General features: G+C 62.9%; 20 protein-coding genes. 4 read left to right on the plus strand and 16 right to left on the minus strand.

Features of this window, described 5'->3' with window-relative positions; genetic code table 11:
- Window positions 1–37 precede the first annotated feature (37 nt).
- From JGU71_RS04820 to JGU71_RS04840, 5 genes are all read right to left on the minus strand, one after another.
- Entirely contained in the window at window positions 38–478 is a 441-nt protein-coding gene (locus JGU71_RS04820) for a TIGR03668 family PPOX class F420-dependent oxidoreductase (protein WP_199702926.1), read from the minus strand.
- A 6-nt stretch (window positions 479–484) separates the two neighbouring features.
- On the minus strand, window positions 485–1,201 hold the full coding sequence (locus tag JGU71_RS04825) for an aminoacyl-tRNA hydrolase (RefSeq protein ID WP_199702927.1): 717 nt from the start codon (window positions 1,199–1,201) through the stop codon (window positions 485–487).
- Between the two features lie 11 nt (window positions 1,202–1,212).
- Complete coding sequence (serB, locus tag JGU71_RS04830; RefSeq protein WP_199702928.1) at window positions 1,213–2,448, minus strand: phosphoserine phosphatase SerB; 1,236 nt, start codon at window positions 2,446–2,448, stop codon at window positions 1,213–1,215.
- Window positions 2,449–2,608: 160 nt separating this feature from the next.
- Entirely contained in the window at window positions 2,609–4,354 is a 1,746-nt protein-coding gene (ctaD, locus tag JGU71_RS04835) for an aa3-type cytochrome oxidase subunit I (protein ID WP_199702929.1), read from the minus strand.
- A 226-nt stretch (window positions 4,355–4,580) separates the two neighbouring features.
- Window positions 4,581–5,396, minus strand: coding sequence for a DUF427 domain-containing protein (locus tag JGU71_RS04840; RefSeq protein ID WP_199702930.1), 816 nt, complete (start codon window positions 5,394–5,396; stop codon window positions 4,581–4,583).
- 166 nt (window positions 5,397–5,562) lie between these two features.
- Here JGU71_RS04840 and JGU71_RS04845 point away from each other — a divergent pair, with 166 nt between their 5' ends.
- The gene (locus tag JGU71_RS04845) at window positions 5,563–6,408 is read left to right on the plus strand and encodes a hypothetical protein (RefSeq protein WP_199702931.1); all 846 of its coding nucleotides are present in this window, start codon (window positions 5,563–5,565) and stop codon (window positions 6,406–6,408) included.
- A 33-nt stretch (window positions 6,409–6,441) separates the two neighbouring features.
- Window positions 6,442–7,473 carry an ABC transporter substrate-binding protein gene (locus JGU71_RS04850; RefSeq protein ID WP_199702932.1) on the plus strand — a complete coding sequence of 344 codons (1,032 nt, stop codon included), beginning with the start codon at window positions 6,442–6,444 and terminating at the stop codon, window positions 7,471–7,473.
- A gap of 9 nt (window positions 7,474–7,482) precedes the next feature.
- Here the strand turns inward: JGU71_RS04850 and JGU71_RS04855 are convergent, their stop codons facing one another.
- From JGU71_RS04855 to ykgO, 8 genes are all read right to left on the minus strand, one after another.
- Complete coding sequence (locus tag JGU71_RS04855) at window positions 7,483–7,875, minus strand: VOC family protein (protein ID WP_199702933.1); 393 nt, start codon at window positions 7,873–7,875, stop codon at window positions 7,483–7,485.
- Between the two features lie 78 nt (window positions 7,876–7,953).
- On the minus strand, window positions 7,954–8,655 hold the full coding sequence (locus JGU71_RS04860; protein ID WP_199702934.1) for an acetoacetate decarboxylase family protein: 702 nt from the start codon (window positions 8,653–8,655) through the stop codon (window positions 7,954–7,956).
- Entirely contained in the window at window positions 8,652–9,512 is an 861-nt protein-coding gene (locus JGU71_RS04865) for an SDR family NAD(P)-dependent oxidoreductase (RefSeq protein WP_199702935.1), read from the minus strand. Before JGU71_RS04865 ends, JGU71_RS04860 begins: the two co-directional genes overlap by 4 nt.
- Window positions 9,513–9,589: 77 nt before the next feature.
- On the minus strand, window positions 9,590–10,555 hold the full coding sequence (gene nrdF, locus JGU71_RS04870) for a class 1b ribonucleoside-diphosphate reductase subunit beta (protein ID WP_199702936.1): 966 nt from the start codon (window positions 10,553–10,555) through the stop codon (window positions 9,590–9,592).
- 83 nt (window positions 10,556–10,638) lie between these two features.
- Complete coding sequence (gene nrdE / locus JGU71_RS04875; RefSeq protein WP_233528841.1) at window positions 10,639–12,720, minus strand: class 1b ribonucleoside-diphosphate reductase subunit alpha; 2,082 nt, start codon at window positions 12,718–12,720, stop codon at window positions 10,639–10,641.
- 62 nt (window positions 12,721–12,782) lie between these two features.
- Window positions 12,783–13,241, minus strand: coding sequence for a class Ib ribonucleoside-diphosphate reductase assembly flavoprotein NrdI (gene nrdI, locus JGU71_RS04880; RefSeq protein WP_199702937.1), 459 nt, complete (start codon window positions 13,239–13,241; stop codon window positions 12,783–12,785).
- 24 nt (window positions 13,242–13,265) lie between these two features.
- Complete coding sequence (gene nrdH / locus JGU71_RS04885; RefSeq protein ID WP_199702938.1) at window positions 13,266–13,499, minus strand: glutaredoxin-like protein NrdH; 234 nt, start codon at window positions 13,497–13,499, stop codon at window positions 13,266–13,268.
- Window positions 13,500–13,976: 477 nt separating this feature from the next.
- Window positions 13,977–14,099: a type B 50S ribosomal protein L36 gene (gene ykgO / locus JGU71_RS04890; RefSeq protein WP_199702939.1), complete on the minus strand. Its 123-nt coding sequence runs from the start codon at window positions 14,097–14,099 to the stop codon at window positions 13,977–13,979.
- A gap of 113 nt (window positions 14,100–14,212) precedes the next feature.
- Between ykgO and JGU71_RS04895 the strand changes: the two genes are divergently transcribed.
- Entirely contained in the window at window positions 14,213–14,659 is a 447-nt protein-coding gene (locus JGU71_RS04895; protein ID WP_233528783.1) for a carboxymuconolactone decarboxylase family protein, read from the plus strand.
- On the opposite strand, the gene JGU71_RS04900 is transcribed toward JGU71_RS04895, so the two are convergent.
- The 3 genes from JGU71_RS04900 to JGU71_RS04910 all read right to left on the minus strand — a co-directional run bounded on the left by JGU71_RS04900 (window position 14,625) and on the right by JGU71_RS04910 (window position 17,648).
- Window positions 14,625–15,719, minus strand: coding sequence for a hypothetical protein (locus JGU71_RS04900; RefSeq protein WP_199702940.1), 1,095 nt, complete (start codon window positions 15,717–15,719; stop codon window positions 14,625–14,627). The genes JGU71_RS04895 and JGU71_RS04900 overlap by 35 nt on opposite strands.
- A gap of 45 nt (window positions 15,720–15,764) precedes the next feature.
- Window positions 15,765–16,952 (minus strand): hypothetical protein, encoded by a 1,188-nt coding sequence (locus JGU71_RS04905; protein ID WP_199702941.1) that lies wholly within the window; start codon window positions 16,950–16,952, stop codon window positions 15,765–15,767.
- Window positions 16,953–17,084: 132 nt separating this feature from the next.
- Window positions 17,085–17,648 carry an NAD(P)H-dependent oxidoreductase gene (locus tag JGU71_RS04910; protein ID WP_199702942.1) on the minus strand — a complete coding sequence of 188 codons (564 nt, stop codon included), beginning with the start codon at window positions 17,646–17,648 and terminating at the stop codon, window positions 17,085–17,087.
- A gap of 100 nt (window positions 17,649–17,748) precedes the next feature.
- On the opposite strand from JGU71_RS04910, the gene JGU71_RS04915 reads away from it, so the two are divergent.
- Window positions 17,749–18,354, plus strand: coding sequence for a TetR/AcrR family transcriptional regulator (locus JGU71_RS04915; RefSeq protein WP_307829496.1), 606 nt, complete (start codon window positions 17,749–17,751; stop codon window positions 18,352–18,354).
- Window positions 18,355–18,364 lie beyond the last annotated feature (10 nt).

Raw genomic sequence — 18,364 nt, forward strand, 5'->3', positions numbered from 1 at the left:
CATCCAACAAAGAGCCAGTTGCGGGATTCTGGCCTGCCTAGTCGCTGGCCACTTCCGCTGACCACCCGTGCCAGGTCAGTTCTCGCACCACGACGACAGGTCCGGCCGGCCGCACCTGGTCGTACTGCCGATACTTGGCCACCAGGGCGTCGATCGCCGACCGACCGTCGTCGCTCTCGGCATCAAGAACGGTCGCTGTGCCGTCGACTCGGACCCACCACAACGTCGACCAGTCGTCGGCGTAGTGGTCGACCAGCAGGCTTACAGCCGGATTGGCCGCAATATTGTCGAGGCGACGAAGCTGTCGAGAGCGCTTGGGTTTGTGATCCACCGCGAAACACACAGTGTGGCCGTGCCCGAGATCGTTGCGGACGGCAAACACAAGGGGAACCAAGTGCGGCTGACCCGAGTCGCTCGCTGTCGCCAGTCGTGCGACTCGCGCGGAGGCAAACCGCTGTCGCGCTGTCTCGAGATCCATCGGGCGTCAGACCATCGCGACGACGGTCATCGATCCGGGCGCAACCTCGGTGAAACCGGCATCGCGCACGCCGACAGCCGCGCCGCGGGCGACCTCCTGCGCAAGCTTCGCCCACGTGTGCGAATCCGCCTGCCGCACAGCACAATCGAATCCGCGCACCGACCACTCGAACGCGTCGTCGGTGGTCATCGCCGCAGCGAGGAGCATGGAGGCGTGGCCGACCTGGGCTGCCGTCTTGCCGAGTGTCATGTCGAGGGCGGAATTGACCCAGAGCACCGGGACACCGGTGCGTTCGGCGGGATCGTCGTGTTCGAGATCAGTGCCGCCCACCTGCAGGCGCTTGATCCGAGGGTCCAGCTCGCCGACCGGACCTGGCACCAGCGCACGTGCTTGCGCACCATCGATGTCGACGGTGATCCCGTCGATCTCTTGCGCTGCAAGCCAATGCGCTCCCCGTGCGCGTCGGGCAACCTTGCGGATACGCACGTCGACCCAGTTACGAAATGCGGTCTCCCACGGTCCGTTCACACCGACTCGCTCGTCGAGGCACAGCGCGACAACCGACGCCGCAGCTGCTTCCAGCACCGCCGAACGCTTGGGTGGATCCTGCTTCGGCAGGTGCAGAACGATCGGCATCGCCTGGATCAGCGCGGGATCGTCCGGCTCGTCGCGTGCGCCGTAGCCAGCCGCAAGGACCGCGTGGCGAGCCGCGAAATCGCTCATCTCCGCACTCGCTACACCGCTGGTCCGAGCGGAACGCGTCGTACCAACCCATCGAACGCGTCGGCAGCCTCGACCTCGTGGCGCGTGACACCGAGGATGAAGAGCACCGCGTCGAGGAACGGATGCGACAGCGCTGCGTCGGCAACTTCACGTAGCGCGGGCTTCGCGTTGAACGCGACGCCGAGACCGGCTGCGTTGAGCATGTCGATGTCGTTCGCGCCGTCACCGACGGCGACGGTCTGCTCCATCGGGACCCCGACCTGGGCAGCGAACTTTCGCAGCGCGACCGCCTTCGCCTTGCGGTCGATGACCTCACCGACGACCCGGCCGGTCAGCTTGCCGTCGATGATCTCCAGGGTGTTCGCCTCGACGAAGTCGAGTTCGAGTTCGTGCGCCAAGCCGTCGATCACCTGACGGAAGCCACCCGAGACGACGCCACAGTGGAACCCGAGCCTGCGCAGCGTGCGGATGGTGGTGCGTGCGCCCGGGGTCAGCTGAATGGACTCACCGACCTCGTCGATGACGCTTGCATCCAGCCCTGCCAAGGTCGCAACGCGCTGGTGCAGCGATTCCCCGAAGTCGATCTCGCCACGCATCGCTGCCTCGGTGACCGCGCGAACCTCGTCCTCGACACCCGCGCGCGCAGCCAACATCTCGATGACTTCACCCTGGATGAGAGTGGAGTCGACATCGAAGACGATCAGGCGCTTGTTGCGCCGCGCGAGACCGGCCCGCTCGACCGCGACGTCGACGTTCTCGCGAACCGCGACCTCGGCCAACCCGGTCCGCAGCCTGGCGTCGGCGTCGGCACCCGTGTCGACCGTCGTCACCAGCAGTTCCAGGCCCGTCACCGGGTAGTCGGCAATTCCCCGAATGGAATCGATGTTGGTGCCTTGTTTCGCGAGGTTGCGCGAAATTTCACTGAACGCCCGGGCCGTGACCGGACTGCCGAGCACGACGACCGCATGGGTCGACAAACCCGCTCGACCGATGGGGTCTGCGCCGATCGACACGTCGACTTCGACGCCGACCGTGTTCATCGCTTCCTCCAGCTCGTCCTGCAGTGCCTCGGGGTCGTTGGGACACGAGACGAGAACCCCAAGCGTCAGACGGCCGCGAATCACGACCTGTTCGACGTCGAGGAGGCTCACATCGTGGCGCGAGAGCGCCGCTAGCAGTACCGATGTGACACCAGGCTTGTCCTGGCCGGTCACGGTGATTAGCACAGTGGTGACGGATGAACCCACCGAATGAACTCCGTTCGTCGCGAAGCGGCCGGGCTAGCAGCCAGTCGGGACCCATTGTGTCAATGGTGAACCGACCGTGGTTGCGCAGCCCGAGAAAGCAGAGGTTGGGCACAACAGCAAAGTCCCCGCCGGTGAAACCGGCGGGGACTCGGCGTTGCGACTACTTGGTCAGCGAAGGTTTCTTCTCTTGGACCTCGGTGGCGTGACCACCGGCGCCCCAGCCGACATGAGCTTCAGCTCGCATTCGATCGACCATGTGCGGGTAGTGCAGCTCGAATGCCGGACGCTCCGACCGGATGCGTGGCAACTCGTAGAAGTTGTGCCGCGGCGGCGGGCAGGTCGTTGCCCATTCGAGGGAGTTGCCGTAGCCCCACGGGTCGTCGACGGTGACAACTTCGCCGTAGCGGAAACTCTTGAAGACGTTCCAGACGAACGGCAATGTCGATGCGCCGAGGATGAAGGATCCGACGGTGGAGAACGTGTTGAGGAACGTGAAACCGTCGCCCGGCAGGTAGTCGGCGTAGCGGCGGGGCATGCCCTCGTTACCGACCCAGTGCTGCACGAGGAAGGTGGCATGGAAACCGACCATCGTCAACCAGAAGTGCCACTTGGCCAGGCGTTCGTCCATCATGCGACCGGTCATCTTCGGGAACCAGAAGTAGATTCCGGCGAAGGTGGCGAACACGATGGTGCCGAAGAGCACATAGTGGAAGTGCGCGATCACGAAGTACGAGTCCGTGACGTGGAAGTCGAGCGGCGGGCTCGCGAGGATGACGCCCGACAGACCACCGAAGAGGAAGGTCACGAGGAAACCGACAGAGAACAGCATCGGTGACTCGAAGGTCAATTGCCCTCGCCACATTGTTCCGATCCAGTTGAAGAACTTGACGCCCGTAGGAACGGCGATCAAGAACGTCATGAAGGAGAAGAACGGCAGCAGCACGGCGCCGGTCGCGTACATGTGGTGCGCCCACACGGCGATGGACAACGCAGCGATACCGAGCGTCGCGTAGACCAGGGTCGTGTAGCCGAAGATCGGCTTTCGGCTGAATACCGGGAAAATCTCGGACACGATGCCGAAGAACGGTAGCGCGATGATGTACACCTCGGGGTGACCGAAGAACCAGAACAGGTGTTGCCACAGCAACACGCCACCGGTAGCTGGGTCGTATATGTGGCCGCCGAGGTGACGGTCGACAGCGAGGCCCATCAACGCTGCGGTGAGCAGCGGGAACGCAAGCAGAACCAGGATGCTGGTCACGAGGATGTTCCACGTGAAGATCGGCATCCGGAACATCGTCATGCCGGGGCAGCGCAGCACGATGACGGTCGTGGTCATGTTGACGCCACCGAGGATCGTGCCGAGACCACTGACCGCGAGGCCCATGATCCATAGGTCGGCACCGACGCCGGGTGAATACAGTGCGCTCGTCAACGGCGAGTACGCGGTCCAACCGAACTCGGCGGCACCACCTGGGGTGATGAAGCCGGCGGTCGCCATCGTCGCGCCGAAGAGGTAGAGCCAGTAGCTGAACGCGTTGAGACGCGGGAACGCGACGTCAGGAGCACCGATCTGCAGCGGCAGCACGACGTTCGCGAAACCGAACACGATCGGCGTTGCGTAGAACAGCAACATGATCGTGCCGTGCATGGTGAACAACTGGTTGTACTGCTCGTTGGACAGGAACTGCAGGCCTGGAACGGCCAGTTCCGAACGCATGAGCAGCGCCATGAGGCCGCCGATGAGGAAGAAGCCGACCGCGGTGACGAGATACATGATCCCGAGCACCTTGGGGTCGGTCGTCGTGACCATCTTCCAGATGTACGAGCCCTTGGGGCCGACCCGAGGTGGGTACGGTCTGACAGCTTCGAGCTGAGGAACCGGCTTGGGCTCTACCGCAGTCACTGATCCTCCTGAATGCTCGTCCGGCTCGCGGCGAGGCGGACGATCGCTGGCTATCGCTCATCGAATCGTAGACGGTGCTTCGCCACGGCGCAGACCCGGTCCTACCGTGTGTCGTAATTAAACTCTGCCGCCCAGCGACGGCGCAGTCAATGGCCCGAAATCGTGCGCCCGTACCAGGATTGACGCCCGCGGATCGATGGCTGTTCGACTCGTCCGTTATGCCTGGCTACGACCAGGGAGTTACCGGGCGCAGCTGTGCAACACCGTCGAGGGTGACGTCGACTCGTTCCTGATAGAAGCAGACGAGACCGGCCACCTGGCTCAGTTCCGGTGGCGGCTTCTCGTAACTCCAAGCGATGTCCGTGCCGTCCTCACCCGCAACGTCGACCGACCAGTGCGTCGCGTGACCCTTGTATGCGCAGACTGTTCGGGTGTCGCTTCGGGTGAGCGCGACCTGCAAATCGTCCGCAGGAAGGTAGAACCGAGCGGGAATCATCGTCTCGAACAGCAGGACGGGCCGGGAGGACTCCGCCAGCACGACGCCGCCGAGCTCGATCCTGATGTGTCGCGAACTCGAACGCATATCGATGCGGGAGAACGGGTCGCGCGGGTGCCCGAAGATCGATTCGTCCTCTTCCAACCAGTCGAACGCGTCGAAGTCGAGGACGACGTAACCGTCGAGGTCGGGGTCGGCGAGGCGATAGCCGACACCTCTCGCCGCGCCGGAGACAATTTCGACAGGTGTGCCGGCAGCGGTGTGAAACGCGAACGCGGTACTCGGGTCGAGCACGGGAGGTCCAGCGCCGAGTTGCACCGGCCGCTCGTCGGCTGCGGTCGCCTCGATCGCGACGACGTCACCTCTGATGTCGACCGTCGGGATCGCATAGGACGCAACGACACGGCGGGGCTCCCAGATCAACAGTGCCGCGCGGGTATCCGCGACGGTTGTCCCCGCGGCAAGTACCCGAACCCGCTTCTCGGTCGGCTGATACCTGAGTTCGTCCAGATGGTCGAAGAACTTCGACGCGCGGTCGATCGCCATCTCTGTCTCCTCTCGACGCGGCGACTGTGCCTACTTTCTGTCTATGCCTTTCTGTCTACGCCGCCTGCCGACCTGCGACATCGGTATGTCCTACCGAATTTTCGTTGGCTCCGATCCCATTTCGAACTCCGGACGCTCGTGAGGTGTCGCGCTACGATCCCGCGCTATGGGATTGCTGTTCTGGCGTAAGAAACGCACCACACGGAAGCTCGAAGTGGGCACGGAACCAGCAGTACCCGGCCGCGAGGTGTCGCTCGCGCTCGTCTCGGCCAAGGTCGCGCCCGGCTACCGCCTCGGCGATTGCAAGGCAAAGGTTGTCGTGAACGGCAAGAAGGACGTCGACAACACCTACCACAGCGGTGAGGGCCTCACGTCGAGCGAGGTTTCCGCCACGCTCGACATAGCCGAGCAGGCCGTTCTTGCCGATGCCGACACGGCTGGGCCGACCGCCGACCTGCCCTTCACAGTCAGGTTGCCGATCTGGGCGCCTCCGACAGCAATCGGCGATCTGCGCTTCCTCACCTACAGTTCTCGCCCCGGCGTCGAACTGAGCCCGCTCGCGTACGGCGGTACGGCTCGATTCGACATCGATGCGCTGCCGGTTCATCACACGCTCCGCGCGGCGGTCGACGCGATGGGTTGGACATTCGTTCGGTCGCAGCTATGGCATCGGTCCGGGCGGAAAGGTCCGTCGGTCGTGCAGGTTCTCACGTTCCGACCCGGCAACTCGGTCGAGCTAGCGGGCGCGAAGGTCGTGCACGTCCAGGTCGTGGCGATTGCGACGAGCCCGAACTCGGCTCGCGTCGAGATCGGTGTCCACGCCCGCAAGTTCCCACACGGGCTGTTTCGTATCGCCAAAGTCGACGACGTGGCCATCGGCGACGACTCCCGGACGTGGGCGAACGCCGTCAAGGTTCGGCTCGCCGAGGAGTTGGCCACGGCGAAGATTCCCGGCGGCGGCCTGATCGACGACAACGCCATCGCCGGGGCTATCACGACCTTGCTCGGCTGACACCACCATTCGCGCGGCCGGTACCCTCACCGCATGCCCCGCAAGCTGTTCGCCGTTGCCGCCCTGTCTGCTGTCGTTCTGCTCGCCGGGTGCAGCGGAACCGAATCCGACGATGCAGCCAACGAGATCGTTCGGACGACGACGGTGATCGCCGGAGCAGGCGTCGTCGGGGTCGAGCGCGACACCACCAAAGCGTGCCCGACGCCCTCCTTCCCGGATCAGGGCGAAGGCTCGACCCGGCAAGTGACACATGCAGGCGGTGAATCGACCGTCCCCGCCGACCCGACGCGGATCGTCGTGCTGAGTACGCAAGCTCTCGACACCGTGTGTGCGGTAGGACTGTGGGAACGCGTCGTCGGTGCGGCGACACTGCCTGGGGCGCAACCACAACCGAGTTATCTCGGCACCGGCGTCCTCCTGATTCCCAGTGTCGGTACGGTCGGCGCACCCGACATCGCCAAGATCGCCGAGCTCGACCCGGACGTCATCCTTGGTTCGACTGTTCCGGACAAGGCTGTCGCAGAACAGCTTTCGAACATTGCCCCGACCGTGTACGACTCCGTCGACGGTGGCTGGAAACGTCAGTTCGGCGTCGGCGCTGCAGGTTTGGGCCGCGGCGGCGCAGCAATCAAGGCAGTCGAGGACTACCAGGTCGCCGCTCGTGAGGTCGGTGCGGCCCTGGCGTCGGAACAGACGCAAGCGTCGATCGTTCGCTTCACCGCGGACTCCATTTCGGTACAGGGTCCAGGATCGTTCGCCGGGCAAGTCCTCGCGGACGCAGGCGTTCGACGCCCCCCGTATCAGCGTGAGGGCTCCTTCGATCTCGCCGCCGACGACCTGAAACGCGCTGAGGGCGACATCATCTATGTCAGCTTCGCCGGTGACGACGGCAAGGACCATGGAATCGACGTCATGGAGAGCGACGAGTGGGAGGATCTCGGCGCGACGAAGGACAAGCGAGTGTTCGCCGTCGACGACACCATCTGGAGCGGTAGCGGCCTCGTCGCCGCGCGCGCGATCCTGACCGACCTCAGCGGATCCCTCAACGGGTACGTGTCCGGCTGATCCGGCGGTCTACCCCGCCGGCGCGGCCGTCTCCCACAAGCCGAGGGTGTTCCCTTCGGTGTCCGTGAAGTAGGCCGCGAAGCCCATCTCCCCGACCGGCATCTTTTCGACAACCTTTGTGCCGCCGAGTTTTTCGATGGTCACCAGAGCGGCGTCGATGTCGGGGACGTCGATGACGATGACCGGACTGGTGGGCGACTGCGCATCGCGCAAGTACATGCCGCCGTTGATGTAGCCGGGCTCGGTCGGCATACCCGAGTCCTCGACAGGCCCGGTCTGCGCGATGGTGTACCCCATCTCCGGCATTTCGGTGACACCCCAACCGAACGCATCCTTGTAGAACGCGTGCGCGCGCTCCTTGTCGTCGAACGGGACCTCGAAATGAACGATCCTGCCAGTCATGTCCGCCTCCTCGATATCGCTGAATGCGCCAACGAGGGAGACGTTAGACCGGCGGACCGACACGTTTCCGCAGATTGTTCAGCGCACCTCGTATGGTGCGCCGAGCGTGAACGTCATCGACTCGATGATCGCGCCGAGATGGCGTCCCGGTCGTAGCCACTGCGGCAGTGTCGCGTCGGATTCGACGTCGACGCTCACCAGTGCGGGCCGCGCCCTACCCTTCATCTGCAGCTTCGAGTGTCGGACGACACCGTCCGGAAAACGTTGCAGGACAACCGCTGCCGAGAACATGGGGATGGCAGGTCCGAGCGCTCGTGGCGTCGCCGCGACCGACCACGACGGGCCAACGGCGTTGGCGGCCCGCATCGTCGTACCACTTGAGATCTCGCCGTCGAAGCTCGCCAGCGTCTTCGGCATCGCCCAGTTCGTTCGGCCACCGACGATGCTCACCTCCGAGTCGACAGCCATGAACGCAACGTTGCCGCGAACGCCGAGTCCGCGACGGAAGCCGACCGCACCGAAGACCTCGTCGTAGGAGCCGACCGGAGTGTCGGTGTAGCGCACCATGCCGCCACAGACCGCAGGCACGCCGGAGTCGCCGCCGATCACCGACTGCAATGCTGCTGTTGCTGCACTGCCACCACGGTTCGTCCAGACGAGCGCCTCGCTCGAGCACGTCCACGGCGCGGGTGCCAGGTTCCCCGGCAGCCGGTCGAGCAGCGCCTGCGTCAGGACGGTCTCGGGCACACCTGGAACCGCTGCAATATCGATGACGCTCATCGTGAGATTCCTTCGCTGTCGCCTGCCGCGCGTTGCTGATATGCCTGACGCGCTGACTTGTCGATGGTTTGGGTGACCTTCTCGCCGCCGGACAGTCGGAACAGGGCGTCGCGCAGACCCGCGGGAAGCGGTGCGGTGCCCTTCGAGATGAAGCCGACCGGCTTGGGAACGAACGTCTCACCAGACCTGCCGGATGCCACCGCATCGATGACCGCGTCGGCAACTGCCTGCGGGTCGACCATCCCGACCTTCTGCATGACGGCGTTGGCGGTCATGCCCGAAATCAGCTCGGTCCGAACGAAACCGGGACAGATCGTCGTGATGTGAGCGCCGGTCCCACGCCATTCCTGACGTAGCGCCTGGCCTAATCCGACGACGGCGAATTTGGCCGCACAGTAGGTTGCCGCGTTGGGCGATGCCATCGTTCCCATGATCGAAGCGATGTTGACGACATGGCCCGAACCACGTTCGACGAACGTGCGGCCTGCCAGCTTCGTCCCGGTGAGGACACCGCGAATGTCGATGTCGACCGTACGCGTGGTGAGGCTGTCGGCCTCGTCGACGAACGAGCCGATGGGCATGATGCCCGCGTTGTTGACCAGTACGTCGACAGTTCCGAACGTCGCCGCTGCCTCGTCGAGGAACTTCGCGAAGCCCGCCGCATCGGTGACGTCCAACGGGAACGCGACGACGCCGCGACCGAGTTCGGCAGCAGTCGCGGCCACTGCGTCGGCATCGATGTCGCCGATGGCGACGTGCGCTCCACGCGCCGCGAATGCAGCCGCGATTTCGCGACCGATGCCGCGCGCTCCCCCGGTGATGGCAATCGAGAGTCTCTCGATCGATACTGACGTCATTGTCGACCTCCGCTTATTGACAGTTCGTCAATAGTGCCACAGAGGTCGCCCGAAAACCAAGAGTCTCTGAGCTGGGGCTAGAAATCCCAGTCGTCGTCCTCGGTGTTGACGGCCTTACCGATGACGTACGAGCTGCCCGATCCGGAGAAGAAGTCGTGGTTCTCGTCCGCATTCGGCGACAGCGCCGACAGGATCGCCGGATTGACGTCGGTCTCGTCCTTCGGGAACAACGCCTCGTAGCCGAGATTCATCAAGGCCTTGTTCGCGTTGTAGCGCAGGAACTTCTTGACGTCCTCGGTGAGGCCGACCTCGTCGTAGAGATCCTGGGTGTACTCGACCTCGTTGTCGTACAGCTCGAAGAGCAGCTCGAACGTGTAGTTCTTGAGATCGTCCTTTTCGGCCTGAGTCAGCAGCTCGAGGCCCTTTTGGTACTTGTAGCCGATGTAGTAACCGTGCACGGCCTCGTCGCGAATGATCAGGCGAATGAGGTCGGCGGTGTTGGTGAGCTTGGCTCGGCTCGACCAATACATCGGCAGGTAGAAGCCCGAGTAGAAGAGGAAGCTCTCCAGCAGCGTCGAGGCGATCTTGCGCTTGAGCGGCTCGTCACCCTTGTAGTACTTCAGCACGATCTCGGCCTTGCGCTGCAGGTTCGGATTCTCCTCCGACCACCGGAACGCGTCGTCGATCTCGCGTGTCGAGCACAACGTCGAGAAGATCGAGCTGTAGCTCTTGGCGTGCACCGACTCCATAAACGCGATGTTGGTGTACACCGCTTCTTCGTGCGGTGTGATGGCGTCGGGGATGAGGCTCACGGCGCCGACCGTGCCCTGGATGGTGTCGAGCAACGTCAGACCGGTGAACACTCGCATCGTCAGCTGCTGTTCGGTCGCGCTTAGCGTCGCCCACGACGGAATGTCGTTGGACACCGGCACCTTCTCAGGCAGCCAGAAGTTTCCGACGAGCCGATCCCACACCTCGGCGTCCTTCTCGTCGGGCACACGATTCCAGTTGATCGCCGATACCCGATCGATCAGTTTGACCATGATTCAGTCCTCGCTTCGCTTAGGGATTGTGCGCGGTCGACGGGTCCATAGACCCGTCGACCGCGCACAGGCGGCGGAGCCGCCTACAACATGCAGGAGACGCAACCTTCGACTTCGGTGCCTTCGAGAGCCATCTGACGCAGCCGGATGTAGTACAGCGTCTTGATGCCCTTACGCCACGCGTAGATCTGCGCCTTGTTGATATCGCGGGTCGTCGCGGTGTCCTTGAAGAACAGCGTCAGCGAAAGCCCTTGGTCGACATGCTGAGTCGCCGCAGCGTAGGTGTCGATGATCTTCTCGTAGCCGATCTCGTACGCGTCCTGGTAGTAGTCCAGGTTGTCGTTGGTGAGATACGGCGCCGGGTAGTACACGCGGCCGATCTTGCCTTCCTTGCGGATTTCGATCTTCGACGCCACCGGGTGAATCGAGCTGGTGGAGTAGTTGATGTAGCTGATCGATCCGGTCGGCGGGACGGCCTGCAGGTTCTGGTTGTAGATGCCGTACTCCTGGACCGACGCCTTGAGCTCGACCCAATCCTGCTGGGTCGGGATGTGCACGTCGGCGTCGACGAACAACTGCCGCGCGACGTCGGTCTTCGGCTCCCACACCTGGTCGGTGTACTTGTCGAAGAATTCACCCGACGCGTACTTCGACTCCGGGAAGCCCTTGAAGTAGCTGCCGCGTTCCTTGGCGATCAGGTTCGATGCCCGGATCGCGTGGAACAACACCGTATAGAAGTAGATGTTGGTGAAGTCGATGCCTTCTTCGGAGCCGTACAGGACGCGCTCGCGTGCCAGGTACCCATGCAGGTTCATCTGCCCGAGACCGATGGCATGCGAATCGTTGTTGCCCTGCTCGATCGACGGCACCGAGAAGATGTGTGTCTGATCCGAGACGGCCGTGAGTGCCCGGATGGACACCTCGATCGTCTTCGCGAAGTCGGGCGAATCCATCGTCTTCGCGATGTTCAAGGAACCCAGGTTGCACGAAATGTCTTTGCCCACATGGGAATACGAGAGGTCGTCGTTGAACTCCGACGGCGTCGACACCTGCAGGATCTCCGAGCACAGGTTCGAGTGCGTGATCTTGCCCGCGATCGGGTTCGCACGGTTCACGGTGTCCTCGTACATGATGTACGGGTAGCCCGACTCGAACTGCAGCTCCGCAATCGTCTGAAAGAACTCGCGCGCCTTGATCTTCGACTTCCGAATGCGCTTGTCGTCGAGCATCTCGTAGTACTTCTCGGTTACGTCGATATCGGCGAACGGAACGCCGTAGATCCGCTCGACGTCGTATGGCGAGAAGAGGTACATGTCCTCGTTCTTTTTCGCCAGCTCGAACGTGATGTCGGGAATGACAACGCCGAGGGACAGCGTCTTGATGCGGATCTTCTCGTCGGCGTTCTCACGCTTGGTGTCGAGGAACCGGTAGATGTCGGGGTGATGCGCGTGCAGGTAGACCGCGCCTGCACCCTGACGCGCGCCGAGCTGGTTGGCGTAGGAGAACGAATCCTCGAGCAGCTTCATGATCGGGATCACGCCCGAGCTCTGGTTTTCGATCTTCTTGATCGGCGCGCCGTGCTCACGAATGTTGGTGAGCAGCAACGCAACTCCGCCGCCACGCTTGGACAGCTGCAACGCCGAGTTGATGGAACGCCCGATCGACTCCATGTTGTCTTCGATACGAAGCAGGAAGCACGAGACAGGCTCGCCGCGCTGCTTCTTACCGGAGTTGAGGAACGTCGGAGTCGCGGGCTGGAAGCGTCCGGCGATGATCTCGTCGACCAATTCCTTCGCCAGAATCTCGTCGCCTGCCGCAAGGGTCAGCGCAACCATGCAGACGCGATCCTCGAAGCGCTCGAGGTAGCGCTTACCGTCGAACGTCTTGAGTGTGTACGAGGTGTAGTACTTGAACGCGCCGAGAAACGTAGGGAACCGGAACTTCTTCGAGTACGCGTGGTCGATCAGGTGCTTCACGAAGTTGCGTGAGTACTGATCGAGAACTTCGCGCTCGTAGTAGTTCTCCTTGACCAGGTAGTCCAGCTTCTCGTCCATGTTGTGGAAGAAGACTGTGTTCTGGTTGACGTGCTGCAGGAAGTACTGGTTGGCCGCTTCGCGATCCTTCTCGAACTGGATCTCGCCGTTGGGTCCGTACAGATTGAGCATCGCATTGAGTGCGTGATAATCGAGCCCGTCGGTGGCCTCCGGAGTACGGACCGGCCCCTGATTCAGGCGCCCAGTCGCGACAGCGGAGTCGGTTGATGGAGTCGCGGTATATGTTGCCAAAACAATCCCAATCCTTCGCGGACGCGCTCGACGTCCTCAGCAGTTCCCATGAGTTCGAAGCGGTACAGGTACGGAACCTGACACTTCTGCGAGATCACGTCTCCAGCGAAGCAATACGAGTCGCCGAAGTTCGTGTTGCCGGCCGCAATGACCGCCCGGAGCAATGATCGATTGTGTGTGTTGTTGAGAAATTTGATAACCGGCTTGGGAACGTGACCGTTGTCCCGGCCCGCGATGTGAGCACCGCCGCCGTAGGTGGGAACGATCAGCACATAAGGCTCGGCGACCCGGAAGGCCCCTTCGCGATCGTGCAGTGGAATGCGGGTCGCGGGCAGATCCAACTTCTGAACGAATCGGTGTGTGTTCTCCGATGCGCTCGAGAAGTAGACAAGCGAACTCATCTGCCCGTCACCAACTCGATCTGACTAGGCCGCGCTCGTGACGAGCGCCTTGATGCGGTCCGGACGGAAGCCCGACCAGTGCGAATCCTCAGCGACGACAACGGGCGCCTGCAGGTAGCCGAGCGCCATGACGTAGTCGCGGGCTTCGGCGTCCTGCGAGATGTCGACGACCGAGTATTCGATACCCGCCTTGTCGAGCGCGCGGTAGGTCGCGGTGCACTGAACGCATGCAGGCTTGGTGTACACGGTGATGGTCATCTAGGTCCCTCTTTCTACGGCCTTCGAGTCGACTCAGAGCTGACTTGCGACGCTGGAATGTGTTGCTGGTGCCACGGAGAGAGAACGCCGTTTCGAGCTCGCCCGGTGCCTTTGCGGCTCCGATCGGGTCTCGTCCCCGTTGTGGTCTCCCAGTCCTCAAGACACTACACCTAGTGTCCGACAAGGAAGGGCAACACGACATGTTGCGAACAACATTGATGAAATTCCCTGGTGGACGTTTCGAAAGTTCGCGAATTTATGCCGATCGTCGGCGTGTCGTGCGTCACATTCGACCGCGTCGGGTAATTGCTCGGCTAACACCGTACGACGTACGTTATAAAAGGGAGCAGCTGGTCCAGCGCACCAGCGCGATCAGGGCGTGTCGATTCGGGTCGGTGTGCGGCCGATCGACCGCGCACCGACCCGATTGGCTACACACCGACGCATCGTTCGATGCCGTCGGGCGCGTCGGGCCGATCAGCCCTGTCGCGCCTTGAAGCGCGGTTCCTTCTTGTTGATGACATATGTCTTGCCGCGACGACGAACCACCTGTGCGCCCGGCTTGTTCTTCAGCGACCTCAGCGACTTCCGTACCTTCATGCCATCCAGCCTACATGCAAACGGTTGTCGTTTTCATAAGAGGCTTGTCACGTTTTCGCGAGCTGCCTCGTCCACCTGTTGTAACCACGCAAGCACACGAACAGGAGCACGAAATGTCGACTCGTTTCACCATCGGCGATGTCAGCCCCGAAGGCCTACGCAAGCTCGTCGGCCTCGAGATGTACGGACAGAAAGAGGTCGAGTCCGATCTGATCGAGCTGATCAAGCTCCGCGCATCGCAACTCAACGGCTGCGCCTTCTGCGTCGACATGCATTCGGTCGATATGCAGAAGAAAGGAACGCCGGATCGGAAGATCTTCGCGGTTTCGGCATGGAAGGAAGCCACGTTCTTCGACGACCGCGAACGCCTGACTCTCGAACTCACCGAGGCCGTGACTCACATCGGCGCCGGCGGAGTCGACGACGACCTATGGGCGCGTGCGAACAAGGAGTTCGGCGACAAGGGACTCTCGGACATGATCCTGGCGATCGCCACCATCAATGTCTGGAATCGGATCGCCGTCGCTACGCACCAGGCGCCACCGCCACTGGAGTCCTGAGCAACTCGGCGCGCGCGGCGATCCGGCGGTTCATGTTGTAGTTCAGTACGAGGAGCGCGAACAGTCCGACACCGAGGTTGGCGACCGCGGCGAACCCGGATGTCGCGAACTGCACAAGGGCGTTGAGCATCGTGAAGATCAGCGCCGCGTCGCGGAGCAGCCGGATCGGCCACAAGCGGTCGGTGCGGTTCATGTAGAGCATGGCCGGGAGGGCGAGAGCGAACGTGATGGTCGCACTGACCAACAGGATCGCCGTCGCAACGCTCATCCCGGCCAGCTCGAACGTCACCTTGTCGTCCTCGTAGAAATAGCCACCGAGGGCGACTCCGAGCGCACCGAACGCCAAGCCGAGGAACGACAGAGCAACAAGAATCCAACCGACGACCGGCACCCACCGGGGACTTCTGAAGAAGTCCGGAATCAGCCGCGGGACCAGCTCCTGCAGCGCACGGAGTCGTGCGGGCACGGGGGCGGCGTGCGCGAGTAGTGACCGGATGTCGGCAACGACCTCAGGGTCGCCACCGTCGGCTTCCGCCCGGTCGACGAGCAGGCGTGCCCACTCCCGCCGATGCTCGGGTAGGCCCGACACGATGCCCGATGCTGCGATGGCGGCCGCATTGGACAGACATTCCTCGGGTGTCGGCGGCCGAACGTCACGAACGATGCGGCCGAGAACGAGCAACACGACGACGAGGACGTACATCATCTCCGCCGACGGACCGTAGAAGTAGTCGTTGTCCTTGGTGACGAACTTGCCGACCTCGTCGAGAAACAGCCCGAACCCGATCCCGCCGAGGACGACACACACCACCCGCGTCGCAAAGCCGAGGAAGGTCCAGCCGATCAGTAGCGCGAGCATCATCAGCGCACCGCCGTAGAGCGCGTGTGCGATGTGCAGATTGCCGCCGCCGACTTGGGGATAGTCGGTGAGGTGCAGATAGGCGCGGGTCAACAGAATGGTGAGGATGGCGATGACCATGAACGCCTCGCCGGAGGGGCCGCCGTAGGCATCCCGAAGGACCCGATTCCGCCGATCAGTCTTCAGCCTTTTGTCCAACATTGGCCGATTGTCCTCCGCGGAGAGCAATCGGACCATAGGAATGAATCAGGCAGTGCCACGTGCTGTCAGTGCGGCGATGTCGGCGCCGAGCACACTCTGATACGTCATCATCAGCTCGTCGACATCGGCGAACTGATCACCGACGAAATGTGTATTCGCCGCGGAGAGTTCGCGATTGCCGGATCGTGCGAGCAACTCGTCGATCCGCGAATCGAGGCTGAGCGTGTGATTGACCGCGGCGATCGATTGCAGTTGCTCCTCGGCCTTGCCGAGCAGATCGCCGATCCGAGCAAGCGCGGAAACCCGCTCGACGAGCTGATTCCATACCGGAGCCAGAGCCCGCTCACGTGCTGCGATCTGGGCGCGGGCCGAGTCCGACCGTGCCGCACGCGCCGCAGTCGCGAGTTCGATTCCGATGCCTCGCAACGCAACGGTGTCGACCGCGATCTGCAACAGTTCGTCGGCGAGGTCCAACTGCGCCCGCTGGACGAGAAAGTGGTCGGAATGCCAGACCCGCGAGCTGTCGATTCGGTCGAACAGGGTGCCTGCAAGGAACAGTAGAGCGTCGTGCCGATCGGTGAACGACTGCCCGTCGCCGCCCGGACTTCCGGCAAGGGCATCCGCAGCCCTGCGGCCTGCGTCGGCAAGACGGGCGTTGCGTGTTTGCTGAGCGAGTCTTTCCGCTGCTTCGACCGCGACACCGCGCACCTGGATCATCGAGGTCGCGCGGGCCGGAGCCGGTGTCGCCCGCAATGCGGCGAACAATGCGTCTCGTTGCTCGAGATCCAAGTGGACGCCTGCCCGTCGGTCGCGGCGTATCGCGCGGATTCCGGTCGCATAGTGCGTGGGCGATGTCACTACGGTGCTGCGCGCTGCCTGCAGACGTCGTAGCAATTCCCCGAGTCGGTAGTTGTAGATCATCTGCACGGGTCCAGGCCGCAGCTGTGCCGCCTTTTCCTGGACGCGCCGGTACTCGTCGAAAACCAGGCGCAACGCACCGAAACCGCCGACCGTTGGGATGGTTCGTCCTTCGGCTCGCCGGTTCAGCAGGACTGTTCGAGTCGATTCGTCCAGGTGACCTGCGGCGATGAGCACAGCCGCGTCGTCGGACAGCGGTCGGTCGACGGTGTCGATGCGGCCGAGCTCACACCACTGTCGGACCTGAGCAGAGATGCGAACGCGGCGATCCGCTTCGGTTTCGTGCCAGCCGTCGACGACGTTGTCGTCAGCCATGCAGCCCTCCTGGTTCGATTTGGACCTGAAATCTGTCCGTCCCAATCCACTGTTCCAGAAAGGCGGCTACGCCGCTCGTGAGTCTTTTCGGAGGTCGCACCCGCCGAAAGGACTCACGAGGCGCGAAGCGACCTAGGCAGCGACCGGCGCTGATGCTGCGACGAGTTCGGTAACGACTCCGGCGATCAGGTCCGAGACCTCGACGTTCTCGCGCGGGTGGAGGTCGCCGAACTTCTGGCCTGTGCCTCCGACGATGAGCGTCGCATTGTCGACGACCCGACCGCCTGCAATGCCTACGGCCTTACGGGTGTCTTCCTGCGCCCACTTGCCGCCGTTTGCGCTTGGCGACTGACCGATGACGGCGATCGGCTTGTCCTTGATCGCGCCGATGCCGTACGGACGCGAGATCCAGTCGATGGCGTTTTTCAGGACGGCGGGAATCGTGCCGTTGTATTCCGGCGTCACGAGGATGAGCGCGTCGGCCTGAGCGGTTGCCGCGCGAAGTGCTGCAACGGCTGGGATCGGCGAGTTCGGATCGTCGATGTCAGGGTTGTAGAAGGGCAGATCGGCAAGTCCGTCGAACACGTCGACAGCGACACCCTCCGGCGCCACGTGGGCTGCCGTTTCGGCCAGCTGACGGCTGACCGCACCATCGCGAAGGCTTCCGACGAGTGCGAGAACACGAGACTGAGTCATTGAGCTACTTCCTTAGACCGATCGAGTTGGTTCTTCATCAGGTATAGCAGTACAAACGGACCGCGGTCCACTTGCATTCCCGGCGAGTAGAATTCTTTTCGTGATCGGTCAAAATCTGCATGTTGTCGGCAACGAGCCCGGAGAACGGGCCGATGCCGCCCGTAACCGTCGACTTCTGCTCGATGCAGCCGAAGCACTCGTCGCCGAACAGGGACCCGATTGTGTGACGATGGACGCTGTCGCCAACAAAGCCGGAGTGGGCAAAGGCACAGTCTTTCGCCGCTTCGGTAGCCGCGCCGGGATGATGCGGGCACTGCTCGACCACACCGAAAGTCAACTGCAGAACGACTTCATGTTCGGCCCTCCCCCGCTCGGCCCTGGCGCCGATCCGATCGACCGTCTGATCGCGTTCGGGCGCGCACGCCTCGAACTCGTCGAGGTCGCCGGCGAAGTGCTACGCGCAGCCGACTCGTCGACCGAGCTGCGCTATATCCATCCGGCGTACCTGCTGTGTCACGCGCACGTGGCGATGCTGCTTCGACAGGCGGAGATACCCGGCAACGTCGACCTGCTTGCCGATGCGCTGCTCGCACCACTCGATGCCGGATTGTTCATGCATCAGACGAAGGCTCGCGGGATGACGATCGAACAGATCGGTGAGGCATGGGAGGACCTGGTCAGGCGCGTCACCCGCTGTTCGGGATAGTCGTGTCGAC

Origin of the sequence: Antrihabitans stalagmiti, from assembly GCF_016482825.1 — a bacterium.
Lineage (GTDB): Bacteria > Actinomycetota > Actinomycetes > Mycobacteriales > Mycobacteriaceae > Antrihabitans > Antrihabitans stalagmiti.